Raw genomic sequence first — 14,246 nt, 5'->3', positions numbered from 1 at the left:
CTATTATATTCTTATTTTATATGTATTTACTTCTTGTTTTGCGATAGTTTTTTCTTTCTGTACGAACGGAAATTGTTTACCCAGTCTATCAGCTCATCCCATCTGGTAAAGTCTTTCTTATAGATAAGTCCAATACCCTGGGTAGTAAGTGTAGACTTGGTAAAGTATCTGTCGTTCGTTTGGTTATAACCTCTAAGTCGGAAATCACCGTTTTTTGTCAATAACCATATGGCTTCGAAATCGCCCACAAAGTTAGTATTTCTCAGCGTATTTTCCTTATACCCGAAGTTTCCGTTTATTATCAGCCTGTTATTCAGCAATCTTCCGCTCAAGATGGCTTCAGCTTCAACATCAGTCCATCCGTTTTGTCCTGTGGTAAGATTTGTACCGACATTCCAGTTCTGGCTGTCTATAACCTGCGAAATCATGTTGTTAAGCTGTCCGGACAGTGTACTGAAAGCCAGCGAGCTTGTAGCATCGGACTGTCCGCTTTGTGCAGCATAGTCGTACGTATAGAATTTTCCTACTCCCAGCAGATATATAATCTGTGTATTCATCTGTTCCGGTGTACTGGTCAGACTTTTTACCACCTGTCTGTCTTCTTCATTCACCGTAGGCAGTTCCAAATCGAAACTCAGGTTTGGTGAAGTAAGCAGTCCGGAAAGATTTACTATACAGTTCACTCTGATATTACCCCTGGTTGATGTTGCATCTGCTATCAGGTCATTCAGTGAGGCAGAAGGCACGGTATATACGGCCTGTACATTCAGATTGGCTGCTTTAGGATCGCCGTTGAACGATACACTACCTCCTTGTCGGAGGACAAAGTCCTTTCTGATGATATTCTGCATGCTCAACTTGTAAATTCCTTCAGATATATTGTAATTTCCGAATATCTGGAAGTTACCCTTATTGAAGAAATTTATTCTCAGACTTCCTGTTCCTTGGGCTGCGATGTAGTCGCCTGATGCCGGATCCATGATTATTTTCATGTCTGCCTGCGGCGAAGGTTCTATCTGAAGATTTATCCTTATATCCGGTGGCGTAGTTCCTATGTCGTTGGTATTCTTCTCGTTTAGGTAGTGATACAGATTCGTTTTAACTTCTTCCTGTCTTCTTTTAGGGGTTTTGTCTACAAATGTAATGAACTGTTTGCTGATTGCTTCAGTAGCCGTACCCAGTACATAAACGAATGTGGTTTTATTCTCGGCTCTAACATTGCCATCCACTATCAGACCTGTATTTTCATTACCTCTGATGGTAGTTCTGCCGGAAGCATATATTTTTCCGTAAAAAGGGAAATCCGGAGTCTCTGTATCTGAAGAGAACACCATCATGTTGTTGGTGTCGAACTGGAACATATAGCTCAGGTGTTTGAGCTTTTTATGTCTCAGATATCCGTTTGCAATTCCACTGTTTCCTTCGTTGTCGCTCAGTTGCACATCCTTGAATATGAATTCTCCCGAATTTATAATTACAGAATCTGCCTTTGCTGTGAAATGACTGTTAAGGACGTTGACTTTCATGCCCATTTCTGCTTTGGCTCTTCCTTCAAGGTCAAGTTCCTTGAATGGTCCGAAAAGTCTAACCTGTCCGTATGCCTTACCTTTCACGTCGCTGAATATGTCTTTTATGAAATGCTGTAGGAAAGACATGTCTGTACCTCCCGCATTGATATGCAGGTCAAGTCCTTTTTCTTTTGGCGATACATAGCCTTTTACGCCTGTATACACACCATCAGCCTTTCTTATATCAGCATCCAGAAGTATTCTGCCTTTTTCATTATCAAAACCACCTTTTATTTCGGCTTCTCCCAATAGGGCACTGTTCAGACTAAAATTGTTGACGTCTAATTTTGCGTCTAGCAATGGTTTACTCAGTACATTCGACAGAATTACTTTACCGCTGGCATTACCTTCGAATTTTACGTCATGGAACTGTATCATATCCATTACGTACAGAAGGTTCACATTCTTTAGGTTAATAAGACATGTATCGGAATTCATTCTACCCAGTCTGCCGTTTATATTCACATACTGATTTTCATGTTCGAATAAGAAATTATTGATTTTAATACTGTCTTTGTCTATACTTACTTGCGCCGGGTGAATGTTCCAGATAGTGTCGTTTAGCACAATCTGGCTTGGTTGCAATGCTATATCGGTGTGTAGCTTGCCATTGTTTGTATTTTTTGAGAAAATGGTATTGGCAGAAACCTTTCCACTGTATGTCACATTGGTGTTGTTTCCCCAAAATACATTTGTGGCAAGTGTGTCATTATACGCCTGGGCATTCAGACTTACATTTACCATTGCTCCTTTGTTCATCAGCATATTGGACCTTACATGGCAGTGAAGGTCTTTCTCCGGGTTTTCGAACAATAATGTAGTCGATTCGTATTTCTTGTTGTTGTATGTTATTTCCGGAATATTTGCATTTATATAAACCTTGGTTTTGCTGTCATCTATATACCCATTCAGGGTTGCAGGCATATTCATTTCAATAGGCAACTTCATTACTCTGTTTAAGAAATCGGAGTTGTCTATTACAAACTTAAGTTTGAAATTATTGTTTGTTTTTTGCTTTATAATTTTGTTGTCTTCCTGAAAGAATGAAGGGATATATCTGTATGCAACCTTTATTACGCTTGATGTTATTGTCTTGTACGAATAATTTCCGTTTATTTCTCCATTAATGAAGTTAGACTTTATTTTGATACTCTTTCCCTGGGGAGTCTTGTCGGCCGCAAGTTTGAAGTGCTGCAGGAAATAATTTTCTTCCGGATTTTGGGATGTACACGTCAAACTGTCTATATTTATATTGCCCTCAATGTCGTCCAGCGATTTTCCTTTGAAATCGGCCATTAGATTCATGGAGTAGGTGGTGTTGACATATTTCTCTGTAAGTTTCAGCTTGTCTGGTCTTATTTTCTTTAGTCCGGCAGAAAGCTTGAATACCGGTATTTTTTCTGCTGTAGAAAATTTTCCGTCGATATCCAATTTCAGATTTTCGTCATTAATGGCAATATGTCCGTTGAAACCGCCCGGAGTGTACCTGCCGTTGAGCTTGATATTACGGTATGTATATCCTTTTACGTTCAGCGACTTTATTTCACCTTTTACGTGCGATTCCGGTTTGTTGTCCATATAAGTGAGCCCATTCAGAGTTATATTGAAAGAAGCCTTTCCCAATATGTCCTCTTTCTTTGTCAGTTTACCCAAATTCAGAGCTTCGGAATAGAACCTTCCTGTATACGATCTTCTTTTGTTTATAGAATCTCTGTTCATTATGAATTGGGACTGTATATTGCCGTTAGGCGTGTATATAATCAGTCTGTTGTCAATTTTATCAGGTGTTCCCTTTATATTTCCGGAAATACTTACAGAAGCTATTCTTTGGACTATGTCCGGAAGGTTTTCATTCCCATTAATGTTCTTGAAAATCCATTTTGCACCGTTCTCGTTAACTTCTATCTTTTTTACATCGAAGTTGAAAAATGTGTCTGTAGAATCATTGGCAGCAGTCATAATTCCGCCTAAAGCCAGATTTACGTTCCTGTCATTTGAATAAATGTTCAGGTTGTTTATTATATGGCTTGTTCCTTCGTTAGCCAAACGGGCATTCAAGTTTATTGTATCATTGAAATATTTCAGCTCCGGAACTAATGGTTTAATGTCCGAAGGCACAATAATGGCAGACAGGTTACATTTGTAATTAACATCCGAAATCTCTTTTATTTCCATCAGGTTGTCAAAATCTGAGACCAGATTGTCAATACGTATGTTGCTATTGGGAAGCAAAAGCTCGAATTCATCAATGTGTAAATTCTTTTTATTTCCTATAGCCTTGAAAGACAGCTTTTTCAATGCCAGTCCCGATTTGTCGGCCATACTAAGACGCTTGACATGAATATTGAGTGAGTCTTCAGTCAGTGCCTTTAAAGATATATTGGCCGATATGTTTTTTACGGACAGATGTGACGGATTGAATTTCCCGTCGGTCTCTGCCTCTGATAGAATATTAAAATTAACGTTGCTTCTTCTTATCAGAATTGAGTTGATTCGCAGATTGAGGGCTTTCTTTTCCTTGTCTTTGTCCTTGTTGATAAAAAGGTCTGTGATGAATTTTATATTGATATCGGACTCCTTGTCTTTTTTCTCAAGATTGAAATCCGAACCGAAAAGCTGTATGCTGCTTATGCTTATTTTCCCTCTGACTATGGCCTGTATATCGAATTTGGCTGAAAATCTGGCTATATTTACCATTTTCTCACCGTCTCTGTCATATATCTCGAGGTCATTTATTATAACTCTGTTCAATAATCCCAAATCGATATTCCCTACTTTTACTTCAGTATTTAATATTTTGGATAATTCACGTACGGCAATACTGCTGATGCTTTGCTGAATGAAAGGAATATTAAGCAAAGCTATCAATCCGAAATATATAACCATCATTGATATTATAATGGTTCTGAATGTATGTTTTAGCAGGGTGGACTTTCTCATTATTGTGTTTAAAGCACTACAAAAATACAAATTACATGTTTATGCACCTATAAATGCTTATGATATTTCAGAATTTTTGCAAAAAAAAATGGAATATAGGTATCATTTTTGTGAGATTAAGAGAAAATATTCAGACCTTTGCACCGGTTTATAATTAAGATTGTTTTTGAGGATGAAAAAATTGACAACTTATCCCTCTCCCTTTTTTTCTATTTTGCCAATAGCCATATTGGTAGTGTTACTGTATTTTACTATTGGAAGTTTCGGCTCCGACGCTCTTTCCGGTGCCAGTCAGGTATGTCTGCTTGTGGCCACAGCAATATGTGCAGCTATAGGTATGACGGGATATGGAATAAAATGGAAAGACATAGAGCATGCAATAGTGAATAACATAGCAGGAGTAAGTTCGGCGCTTATCATACTGTTGATTATCGGTGCTCTGTCGGCTGTATGGATGCTCAGTGGGGTAGTGCCTACCTTAATTTATTACGGAGTACAGCTGATACATCCTAACATCTTTCTGGCATCGTGCTGTGTGATTTGTGCCATAGTGTCTGTCATGACAGGAAGTTCGTGGACTACGATTGCAACCATAGGTATTGCGCTGATGGGAATAGGAAAAGCTCAGGGATTTGAGGAAGGATGGATTGCAGGAGCTATTATCTCAGGAGCCTATTTCGGCGACAAGGTTTCTCCATTATCTGACACAACAATACTTGCTTCGTCGGTCACTGATACGCCGCTTTTCACACATATAAGGTATCTGATGATAACTACAGTGCCTTCCATAGCGATAGCACTGGTTATATTTCTAGTGGCCGGTTTTAATCATGAGGCAGGAAATACAGCCGAAATGGCAGAGTTTGCCAATGGACTTGCAGACAGATTCAACATTTCAGTGTGGTTGCTGCTTGTTCCTATAGTTACAGGTATTCTCATAGCCAAGAAGGTTCCGTCAATAATCACACTGTTCGTATCTACTACAATGGCTGTTGTCTTTATGCTTGTCTTCCAGATGGATAATGTGATAGAACTGGCAGGAGGAAACAGCGATATACAGTCTATATTCAAGGCTACTTTACAGACTTTGTTCACTTCGTCCGGCCTTCAGGCTGAAACAGCACAGCTGACAGAACTTATTGCCACAAGAGGCATGGGCGGTATGATGAATACTATATGGCTGATTATCTGTGCCATGTGTTTGGGAGGAGCCATGACTGCTTGTGGAATGCTGGCCAGCATAACAGGAGTATTTGTAAGGTTTACCAGAAAACTGACGGGCATGGTGGCTTCTACAGTCGGCTCCGGTATATTCCTGAACCTTGCTACAGCCGACCAGTATATATCCATAATCCTTGTAGGGAATATGTTCAGGGATATATACAAGAATAACGGATATGAAAGTCGCCTGCTAAGCCGTACTACAGAAGATGCCGTAACAGTAACGTCTGTACTTATCCCGTGGAATACTTGCGGAATGACTCAGGCTACTATATTGGGCGTACCTACTTTGGCGTATCTGCCATATGCTTTCTTCAATTACATCAGTCCGCTGATGAGTATACTTGTAGCAGCATTCGGGTATAAAATATTCCGTCTGAAGAAGGATTAACCTATAATAGGCATAAGGTGGGCTTCGGTCCACCTTTTTATGTTTTTTATGGCATTGCCGGGGATTATGGCTTCTTCTGTGGACATAGACTCAGGTGTGATGCCATACACTCTTTCAAACCCTTCTGAAACGAGTCTTTCGCTTTGTTCTACCCGGCCTGCAATGAGCCATACCGGTACTTTGTGTTTTTGTCCACGCCTTAGAATTCGTTCCGGCAGTTTACCCATCAGCGTTTGGGCATCGGCATGACCCTCGCCTGTTATGATGAGGTCGGCTCCATTAAGCAGGATGTCAAAGTCTGTAAGGTCGAGAAGTAAATCGGCACCCGATTTGAAAGTAGCGTCAAAATATTGCATGAAGGCATATCCCAATCCACCGGCAGCACCTGCTCCGGGTTCATGCGATGTGTCTTTGCCCATGAGGAGTGCAGATTCTCTGGCAAACGTCATAGCTCTGTTATCCAATTCGATAACCATACTCTCTGTTGCTCCTTTCTGTGGAGCATATATATGGGCTGCACCGTTTGGACCATATAATGGGTTTCGTACGTCGCTTGCCAGTGTAAACCGGCAGTCTTTCATCTTTCTGCTTATGATGTCCTTTATAGTGCATTCGGATGCGAAACTGTCTGAGACAGCTTTTAGCATTCCTGCTCCACAGTCGCTTGTTCCACTTCCACCTAGGCCTATTATGAAATCTTTGCAACCGTTGCGAAACGCATGGATAATAAGTTCCCCCACACCATAAGTGCTGGCCTTAATGGTGTTACGCTCAAGCGGTGTCATCAATGTCAGTCCACAGGCTTTTGCTGTCTCTATTATTGCGATTCCACCGGGAGTTATACCGTATTGTGCAGTTATAGGGCGCATAAGAGGGTCGTGTACATTTGTCTCTACTATTCTGCCGTTCATGGCTGATATAAAAGCTTCAAGCATTCCTTCTCCTCCGTCTGACATTGGTATGTTGTGAATCTCAATCTCTTTTGAGTTGAGCGAAGAGGATATGGCATTCTCAACTTCTTCCGAGGTCATACAACCTTTGAATGAATCTATGGCAAGGATTATTTTCATGTTTATTTTTGCAATTAAATCACCAGAAGTAAAACGACAGTACATTTTGTGGAGTTTACTTGAGCAATGCTTTTAGTGATTGTTCTGAAACTTCGGGTAAGATTTTTCTGAAGTGTTGAAGTATTCTGTCGTATGATTCTTGTGGCGTACGTTCCGGACAGCAAACTTCTTTACCGAATAGTGATTCGGGAGTAGTTAGAAGAGACCATCCCCAACCATAATCTCTGCCATGTTTGTCTTGCGGATAAACGAAATCTTCTGTCACTATATATCCGCCCATTTCGAGCCGTGTGATATATGCATCAAACCGGCTGCGCATTTTATGACCTGTAAATCCGCAGGCGTGGCGCAGTTCGCGTGTGATGAGGCTACCCTCGGTCCTCAATATATCTAGAATAGTGTCTTCTATGCTTCCTTCTTCAGGGCGTGGATAAATGCTTCTTCTGAAGTTACAGAAATCGGGCCACCACTCACGGCTGATAAATGCTGCTTTACGTTTGAAAAACTTGCCGTACGCACATCCGCTATCCTGCAGTATAGAACCTTTCCATTCCCATAAAGGCCATTCCCATCCGCCGTCAGGCAGACGGTTGTATTGACAATCTTCATCTACAACGTCTTCGGCCGACCATCCTGGTATACCCATACTTAAAAGCGGGAGAAACCCTATTACGTTGATGTAGTCAATCAGTTCAGGGCAGGAGTGAAAGAGTTCTTTTTCCATATCAGTATGTATTTATCGTTAGTACAAAATTACGGAAAAATTTTCTTTTTCGTAAAGGAATTAATGGAGACAATGATATTTTCCGTATGTTTGCATATTGTATAGTACCGGGCTTATGCCCTATGAACAAAGTAGAAAATAAAAAGGATAAATGGTACCTCCAAAAACAGAAGAGTCAACAGAAGAAGAGCGCAGGGAATATGTGCTAAGCGCATGGGAATGTATGCATGACTGTGAGTCGTGTGGCAAATGCCGTATCTTGAAGGGTAGGGACCCGGAGACACTGTATGCAGACTATATAGAAGGGAAGCGCTCGTACATAGACGTTACGTTGGATATAAGGAATAGTTCCTATTGATTCCTGCAAGACGGTTTTCAGAGGAACATTTAATAAACCTGCAACTACTTTATATTCCACATATCGTTCAGTATCGTAATTGCCGACTGAGAACGGAATACGTTGTTTCTGAAAGCAATGATACCGTCTGTAGATATGTTAGCCTCGAATGAATTTACCAGGAAATCCGCTTCAAGCAAGATGCGGTGATCTTTGGAAGTTACACCTGTATACGTATGGTGATGGGCAATAAGCCAACATATTCTTTCTATCTGTCCGTCGCTGAAACCTTCTACTCCGGACAGAACTTTCCTTGCTTCATCAGGTCCCAGTTCTTCCTGATACTTACCGTTACAGTTTCCGTATTTCGCTTCAGCTGCGTGTATGCCTACATCATGCAGTATTGCTGCCGCTTCTAGAACGAACAGTTCCTCTTCATTCATGCCTTCGGCAATACCGATAATGCGTGCAAAGTCGTGTACTTTAACCAGATGTTGTATGCGTCGTACGTCACCGCTATCATATTTTATCATTTCCCTCATCAGTTGGGATAGTATTGTTTGTTGTGTCATTATAAAAATGATTTAGTAAGTTATTATATCTTTTTGTTTATGTATACTTTATGTTGTAATGCCGTTACATGATAAATAACGGAACTAAAAACTGCTCTCAAAGGTATATGATAATTTTCAGTTTGAATTAAATATCAGATAATATTTTGATGAAATTATTATTAAAAAAGTTTGATGGTAATATTGTGCCAAAATAGAAGAGACAGCTGCCTATGAAGAACAGCTGTCTCTATAAAGGAATTAAACTTATAGATGTAACGTTAGAATAACGTTATGTATTATAACAGATTTTCGCGTTCTGTTATTTCAGCATCTGTCATGGTGTAACCTTCCAGACTTTTATCCTTAGCCTGAATGCAGATATAGGTCATTGGTTCGACTGAAGTACATTTCAAGTTACGGTCGCATTCCGGCGATACACGTACGACTGAACCTTCGCCTATCTCGAAAACCTCATTATTTACTTGAAACTTTCCAGCTCCTGACAGGATAATGTAGTTTTCTTCATTAGCCTTATGACTGTGAAAAAAAGGAACAGCTTCGCCTGAATTCAATGTTCCAAATGAAATCTCGCATGAGGTTGCTTCTGTAGCTTCCTTTACAAACTGTTTACCCTCGAAATTTTTGATGCAACCAACTGTTGCGTGAGCGAATTTTTCGCCTTTGTTCATAATTTTAATGTTGCTCATATTTTTTGTTATTTATAAAGTTGATTAACTTTGTATCGTAAACATACTTTCGTTTTGATAGTGCAAAAATACGCTATTAAACATTGATAAACAAGAAGTTACGAAAATGTAACCCACTTACTTTAAGGTAATTATTATTAGAAATGAGCAATTTACAATTACAAGAAAATTTAAAAAAATATACTCGGATAGAGGAGTGCCCTATCCGCAACGTATTGTCCCGCTTTTCCAGTAAATGGGCTATGCTTATTCTGTGTGTTCTTTCGGAAAATGAAGCTACTCGCTTCAATTCAATAAGCAAGGCAATTCCGGATATCTCTCCTAAAGTATTGACCGAGACATTAAAGAGTCTTGAGGCTGATGGATTGATTAGCAGAAAACTTTATGCAGAAGTACCGCCCAAGGTGGAATATTCTTTGACCGAACTTGGCAAGAGTCTAATCCCTATATTGAACAATCTTATATCGTGGGCTATTGATAATTCGGCATATATTATGAAACGTAAGAAATAGTGTTGTACTTTGGAATGCCGGATATCAAGATAGAATTTAAGATGAATGATGTAATTATCTAATTTCTTGCCAAGTATCTTATATTAGCAACATTATTCTGCCACCTTCTTTTGTGAATATAGCCGGGAAACGTGAAACGACTGCATAAACCTGTTTGCCAGTCACAGGTTGGTGGTCTTTTCGTACATAAATACTCGAACGATTTATGGCTTCTGCTATTTGGTCGGTAGTCATACCTCCATTCCTTTTCGCTATGACGTAAACGATGGCTTCTTCTATTTTCATGATTTGATATAATATGAGTCAGGATTTATATATCGGTTTCTGTGAATCTGGCAAAACACTTTCCGTTTCTTTCTATATTTTCAAAAAACATTTTTTCTGGCCTTACCCAGTATGCCATGTTTCCGTATAAAGCCTGATATACGACCATTCGTTCCTGACTTTCACTATCGAATGCGGAATGTATATATTGGTACATACCTCCCTTGAAATGACGAAAGTATCTTTCTGTACGGATTGGAAAGTTAATCATCATTTTTATGGCCAAGGGAGCATACCATGTCTTGACTTCCTGCTCGGTTGGTGTGTGACCTCCCGGAAAATGATATGCGTTGTTATAATACTCCAGAAATAAAGGTTCATAATGAGCCAGAGTGTCCTGTTCTCCGAATATTCCCCAAATACGGTCTTTGTAGTATGGGTTTACATAATTGAATTGGTTAGTCTCCAACCCGGCAAATTCATTGATCAGTGTATCATCTATAATAATAGTCTGATTGCCATCCTTTCGGGGAGCCTTATACTGATGCTCTCCGATACGTTCCTTCAGAAAATGTGTCATGAGGAAATAAGGATTTCCGAGCAAAGCCGGTATACCAACAATAGGGGCAAGCATCTGTGCGTAAAACGACCCACAACTGTTGCCTATTATCAAGTCGGGTTTTTCTGTGTCAATAATTGAACGTATCTGCTCAAGTGCCACATTGGGATGCAGAGGTAGGTCCGGAGTAAGCACTATGGCATGACCTTCCAAAGCCTCTTTCAAAGCAGATGCCATAGGGCAACTTCCACTGGCAAAGAAACCATGTAAGAAAAGCACTTTTTTCATATCTTTCTCTCTTCTCATATTGATTATATACTTATCGTTTTGTAACTGTAATCATGAATGTAACAGCCACTATAGCAATGGAGATTCCTAAAATAATATTTGCAGTAAGCGGTTCGCCAAACATTACTGTACCTACAACGATGGCTGTAATAGGTTCGAATACACCGAGAACAGATGCTTTTGTTGCTCCGATATTACGTGAGGCAATGGCTAATGTAGCTGTTGAAACTATTGTTGGGAACAGTGCCAGACCTATCAGGTTAAGCCAGTCTGTTCCGGTAGTGATTCCAGCCGTAATTGTAGTGTCAGAAAAAATGATTTTTCCGATGAATACAATTGCTCCCACTGTAAGAGCATAGAATGTAAGTAATGTATTTGATATGCCGGCAATAGCTTTACTGCGATTTATTATTACAATGAAAAGTGCGTAAACCAATGCCGATGCGATAGAAAGCAGAACACCTATGGGATTGATGGTTTGTGTACCGTCACTTTGTGTCATAATAAGCACTCCCCCGAATGTAGCTGCAATGGCAAGCCATACAGGCCATGAGGGGACAATCTTAAGAAATACCATTATGATGGCCACAAGGACAGGGTAGAGGAACACCAGAGTTGTAGCCAGTCCGGATGCTATGTATTCGTATGCATCAAAAAGAAAGATACTGCTCCCTGTGTAAAGTAGTCCTAGTACAAATAACACACCAATCTGTTTTCCGGAAACCTTGAAACTCTGTTTTCGGAACATAAGAAACAGCCCTAAAAGCAGGACAGCAAATGAGTAACGGAAAAATAGTATGGATTCGGTGGCTGCTCCGTTTTTCATCAGCGGAACCGCAAACAAAGGATTCAATCCGTAAGTAATACCGGTGATGATTCCGGCAGGATAGCCGATAATGGCGTTTTTGCTTAGTTTTTTCATGTGTTGATATATATAAAAAATTACAGGAGTGCAAAATTAATCATTAAATGACAAATCTATACTCATGAGAGTCTTAAATCGGATTTAAAGGGAGGAAAAAAATTATTTGTAGGATGAATACCCGAATATGATAATGCGTATCTTTGCACAACTTTTTTAAGGTGAAAGGAAAACAATATGGATGCAATCGTTACGCAGATGATTATCCTGTTCATTCTGGTAATTATTGGCTATTTTCTGAATAAGAAGAAAATGATGGGGGCGGATTTCGACCGTAAACTTTCCGGGCTGGTCATTAATGTGACATGTCCGAGTTTGATACTTTCGTCCGTTATGGGGGACGCACTTCCGGATAAGGAATTGATAGTACCACTGCTTTTGGTTGGTTTTGCCACTTATGTGGTTCTTATAGGAGCAGCTTTTCTATTGCCTCGCTATTTGCCCGTAAAGTTATCCGAAAGGGGTATTTACAGTTTCATGCTGGCATTCGGAAATGTAGGTTTCATTGGCTATCCAATAGTGGCTTCCATCTTCGGCTCCAGTGCAGTATTCTATGCCAGTATTCTTAACTTTCCAAGTACACTTCTGGTTTTTGTTTTCGGTACTCTGTTCATAGCAGGAAGTCAGGAGAAAATGCAATTTGACTGGCGCACTCTCTACTGTCCTGCCATGATAGCATCATATCTTTCCATAATTATAGTCGTGACCGGATGGATTCCACCTCGTGTCATTAGCACTCCCCTTCATTTTGCTAGGCAATATTACTGTGCCTGCAGCTTTGCTTATCATAGGTTCTTCCATAGCACAGGTACCTATTCGTCGAATGTTCGGCAATCCTGCCATTTACATGATGTCTTTCCTACGCTTGTTCTTGGTCCCTCTCCTGATACTGTTTCTCTCGCGGCTTTGTAGTGTGGACGAAACAATAGCCAATATCAATGTAGTGCTGTCGGCCATGCCTGTAGCTTCTTATGGTACACTTTTCTGTATACAATATCAGAAAGGGGAGATTATTATGGCAGAAGGAACTTTTCTTACTACTTTACTCTCTGTAATAAGTATTCCTTTATTAACTATGTTTTTGTAGGTCCCGATTTTTTATGCGGGATTTTACTTCCTAAAGTATTTCCATGACTTATAATAAATCATGCTCCTTGAGTTCTGAATTCATTCGGGGTGATTCCTACTATACGTTTAAACATACGGCTCATGTGTTGCGGATATTGGAATCCGAGACTGTAAGCTATCTCGCTCATAGGTTTAGAGGTAGAGAGCAGTAACTCTTTTACACGTCCTATCAGCTTGTCCTGGATATATTCCGTGGGAGTTTTTCCGGTCTGTTTGCTGATCATATCACCGAAATAATTGGGTGAAAGAAAAACCTTGTCGGCAAAGTATTTCACGCTTGGCAGACCGTTCTCTTGTGGAGCTTTGCTATCAAAATATTCATCAAGCAGACGTTCAAATCGGACAACTACATCCTTATTGGACACCTCCCGTGTAGTAAATTGACGTTCATAGAAGCGCATACAATAATCAAGTAATAATCCTATATTGGCAGTTATCAGTCTTCGGCTGTGTTTGTCAATATTATGCTCCAGCTCGGCCTCTATTTTACGGAAACAATCTATGATGGTCTCACGTTCGCTCTCAGATAAATGGAGCGCCTCATTGGTCTCGTATGAGAAGAAAGAATACTTTTTTATCTCTTGCCCCAATATCGTTCCACGAATAAAATCAGGATGGAACAATACACCATGTGCCGTAGGTCTGATTCCTTTCAACATTTCCATTGCAGCTACCTGTCCAGGAGCAAAACAGACAATGGTTCCTTCTTTGTAATCGTAAGGCTGACGGCCATAGGTAATATCTCCGCATTTTGTATCTTTCAGAAACAGGGCATACACTCCATAATTGATTTTGAAATGTTCCGGCCATACAGTTGCTTTCGACAAATCAACGACCGCAACCATAGGATGTAATGTTTCCAGTCCGAACAATTTGTTGTACTTATCGACACTATCCAGTTTAATCAAATCTTCCATATTGTAAAGTATTATTGTGTTATGTAGGTCGGCGGCATTGCTGCCGCTTTCCCCATTAAGAACTGTACGTGCGACTTTCACCGCATACAGCTCAGATAATTCTAAATTTAATTCTCATAAAATTAAATCGGCTCATAATCATTT

14 protein-coding genes are annotated in these 14,246 nt (G+C 40.0%); 5 read left to right on the top strand and 9 right to left on the bottom strand.

What is annotated here, in order from left to right:
* Positions 1 to 26: 26 nt before the first annotated feature.
* A complete protein-coding gene (locus I6E11_RS09035) occupies positions 27 to 4,508 on the bottom strand; it encodes a translocation/assembly module TamB domain-containing protein (RefSeq protein ID WP_235337734.1) in 4,482 nt (1,493 codons plus the stop codon).
* A 172-nt stretch (positions 4,509 to 4,680) separates the two neighbouring features.
* Between I6E11_RS09035 and I6E11_RS09030 the strand changes: the two genes are divergently transcribed.
* Positions 4,681 to 6,120, top strand: coding sequence for a Na+/H+ antiporter NhaC family protein (locus tag I6E11_RS09030; protein ID WP_235337733.1), 1,440 nt, complete (start codon positions 4,681 to 4,683; stop codon positions 6,118 to 6,120).
* Here I6E11_RS09030 and I6E11_RS09025 read toward each other — a convergent pair.
* Together I6E11_RS09025 and I6E11_RS09020 are read right to left on the bottom strand one after the other, a co-directional pair.
* Positions 6,117 to 7,190 carry a glycerate kinase family protein gene (locus I6E11_RS09025; protein WP_235337732.1) on the bottom strand — a complete coding sequence of 358 codons (1,074 nt, stop codon included), beginning with the start codon at positions 7,188 to 7,190 and terminating at the stop codon, positions 6,117 to 6,119. The two genes, I6E11_RS09030 and I6E11_RS09025, sit on opposite strands and share 4 nt — an antisense overlap.
* 55 nt (positions 7,191 to 7,245) lie before the next feature.
* The gene (locus I6E11_RS09020) at positions 7,246 to 7,914 is read right to left on the bottom strand and encodes an AlkZ-related protein (RefSeq protein WP_235337731.1); all 669 of its coding nucleotides are present in this window, start codon (positions 7,912 to 7,914) and stop codon (positions 7,246 to 7,248) included.
* Positions 7,915 to 8,065: 151 nt separating this feature from the next.
* Between I6E11_RS09020 and I6E11_RS09015 the strand changes: the two genes are divergently transcribed.
* Positions 8,066 to 8,272: a hypothetical protein gene (locus tag I6E11_RS09015; RefSeq protein WP_235337730.1), complete on the top strand. Its 207-nt coding sequence runs from the start codon at positions 8,066 to 8,068 to the stop codon at positions 8,270 to 8,272.
* A 44-nt stretch (positions 8,273 to 8,316) separates the two neighbouring features.
* Here the strand turns inward: I6E11_RS09015 and I6E11_RS09010 are convergent, their stop codons facing one another.
* Both I6E11_RS09010 and I6E11_RS09005 read right to left on the bottom strand, forming a co-directional pair.
* The gene (locus I6E11_RS09010; RefSeq protein ID WP_235337729.1) at positions 8,317 to 8,823 is read right to left on the bottom strand and encodes an HD domain-containing protein; all 507 of its coding nucleotides are present in this window, start codon (positions 8,821 to 8,823) and stop codon (positions 8,317 to 8,319) included.
* A gap of 278 nt (positions 8,824 to 9,101) precedes the next feature.
* Positions 9,102 to 9,512 carry a cupin domain-containing protein gene (locus tag I6E11_RS09005; protein ID WP_235337728.1) on the bottom strand — a complete coding sequence of 137 codons (411 nt, stop codon included), beginning with the start codon at positions 9,510 to 9,512 and terminating at the stop codon, positions 9,102 to 9,104.
* Positions 9,513 to 9,655: 143 nt separating this feature from the next.
* Between I6E11_RS09005 and I6E11_RS09000 the strand changes: the two genes are divergently transcribed.
* Positions 9,656 to 10,024, top strand: a complete 369-nt coding sequence (locus I6E11_RS09000) for a winged helix-turn-helix transcriptional regulator (RefSeq protein ID WP_235337727.1) — start codon at positions 9,656 to 9,658, stop codon at positions 10,022 to 10,024.
* 78 nt (positions 10,025 to 10,102) lie between these two features.
* Here I6E11_RS09000 and I6E11_RS08995 read toward each other — a convergent pair whose 3' ends face one another.
* Genes I6E11_RS08995 through I6E11_RS08985 form a run of 3 tightly spaced genes read right to left on the bottom strand, consistent with a single transcriptional unit; the run spans position 10,103 to position 12,057 of the window.
* Positions 10,103 to 10,309, bottom strand: coding sequence for a hypothetical protein (locus I6E11_RS08995; protein ID WP_235337726.1), 207 nt, complete (start codon positions 10,307 to 10,309; stop codon positions 10,103 to 10,105).
* A gap of 25 nt (positions 10,310 to 10,334) precedes the next feature.
* Positions 10,335 to 11,135, bottom strand: a complete 801-nt coding sequence (locus tag I6E11_RS08990) for a YqiA/YcfP family alpha/beta fold hydrolase (RefSeq protein ID WP_235337725.1) — start codon at positions 11,133 to 11,135, stop codon at positions 10,335 to 10,337.
* Positions 11,136 to 11,166: 31 nt separating this feature from the next.
* Positions 11,167 to 12,057 (bottom strand): EamA family transporter, encoded by an 891-nt coding sequence (locus I6E11_RS08985; protein WP_235337724.1) that lies wholly within the window; start codon positions 12,055 to 12,057, stop codon positions 11,167 to 11,169.
* A 177-nt stretch (positions 12,058 to 12,234) separates the two neighbouring features.
* Between I6E11_RS08985 and I6E11_RS15200 the strand changes: the two genes are divergently transcribed.
* Together I6E11_RS15200 and I6E11_RS08975 are read left to right on the top strand one after the other, a co-directional pair.
* Positions 12,235 to 12,969 (top strand): AEC family transporter, encoded by a 735-nt coding sequence (locus I6E11_RS15200; protein ID WP_235337723.1) that lies wholly within the window; start codon positions 12,235 to 12,237, stop codon positions 12,967 to 12,969.
* On the top strand, positions 12,857 to 13,144 hold the full coding sequence (locus tag I6E11_RS08975; protein ID WP_235337755.1) for an AEC family transporter: 288 nt from the start codon (positions 12,857 to 12,859) through the stop codon (positions 13,142 to 13,144). The genes I6E11_RS15200 and I6E11_RS08975 overlap by 113 nt, the downstream gene beginning before the upstream one ends.
* Before the next feature lie 58 nt (positions 13,145 to 13,202).
* Here I6E11_RS08975 and I6E11_RS08970 read toward each other — a convergent pair whose 3' ends face one another.
* A complete protein-coding gene (locus I6E11_RS08970) occupies positions 13,203 to 14,102 on the bottom strand; it encodes a helix-turn-helix domain-containing protein (protein ID WP_235337722.1) in 900 nt (299 codons plus the stop codon).
* Between the last annotated feature and the right edge of the window lie 144 nt (positions 14,103 to 14,246).

The sequence above is a fragment of the Bacteroides caecigallinarum genome (genome assembly GCF_021531075.1).
Taxonomy (GTDB): Bacteria; Bacteroidota; Bacteroidia; order Bacteroidales; family Bacteroidaceae; genus Phocaeicola; species Phocaeicola caecigallinarum_B.
This window is presented reverse-complemented; position numbering and strand designations above follow the sequence as displayed.

What these genes read in the sequence shown, in the direction of transcription:
- I6E11_RS08970 (WP_235337722.1), bottom strand. Translation starts at nt 14,102, where the DNA reads ATGGAAGATTTGATTAAACTGGATAGTGTCGATAAGTACAACAAATTG.
- I6E11_RS09010 (WP_235337729.1), bottom strand. Translation starts at nt 8,823, where the DNA reads ATGACACAACAAACAATACTATCCCAACTGATGAGGGAAATGATAAAA.
- I6E11_RS08985 (WP_235337724.1), bottom strand. Translation starts at nt 12,057, where the DNA reads ATGAAAAAACTAAGCAAAAACGCCATTATCGGCTATCCTGCCGGAATC.
- I6E11_RS09015 (WP_235337730.1), top strand. Translation starts at nt 8,066, where the DNA reads ATGGTACCTCCAAAAACAGAAGAGTCAACAGAAGAAGAGCGCAGGGAA.
- I6E11_RS09025 (WP_235337732.1), bottom strand. Translation starts at nt 7,190, where the DNA reads ATGAAAATAATCCTTGCCATAGATTCATTCAAAGGTTGTATGACCTCG.
- I6E11_RS08990 (WP_235337725.1), bottom strand. Translation starts at nt 11,135, where the DNA reads ATGAAAAAAGTGCTTTTCTTACATGGTTTCTTTGCCAGTGGAAGTTGC.
- I6E11_RS15200 (WP_235337723.1), top strand. Translation starts at nt 12,235, where the DNA reads ATGGATGCAATCGTTACGCAGATGATTATCCTGTTCATTCTGGTAATT.
- I6E11_RS08995 (WP_235337726.1), bottom strand. Translation starts at nt 10,309, where the DNA reads ATGAAAATAGAAGAAGCCATCGTTTACGTCATAGCGAAAAGGAATGGA.
- I6E11_RS09035 (WP_235337734.1), bottom strand. Translation starts at nt 4,508, where the DNA reads ATGAGAAAGTCCACCCTGCTAAAACATACATTCAGAACCATTATAATA.
- I6E11_RS09030 (WP_235337733.1), top strand. Translation starts at nt 4,681, where the DNA reads ATGAAAAAATTGACAACTTATCCCTCTCCCTTTTTTTCTATTTTGCCA.
- I6E11_RS09000 (WP_235337727.1), top strand. Translation starts at nt 9,656, where the DNA reads ATGAGCAATTTACAATTACAAGAAAATTTAAAAAAATATACTCGGATA.
- I6E11_RS09020 (WP_235337731.1), bottom strand. Translation starts at nt 7,914, where the DNA reads ATGGAAAAAGAACTCTTTCACTCCTGCCCTGAACTGATTGACTACATC.
- I6E11_RS09005 (WP_235337728.1), bottom strand. Translation starts at nt 9,512, where the DNA reads ATGAGCAACATTAAAATTATGAACAAAGGCGAAAAATTCGCTCACGCA.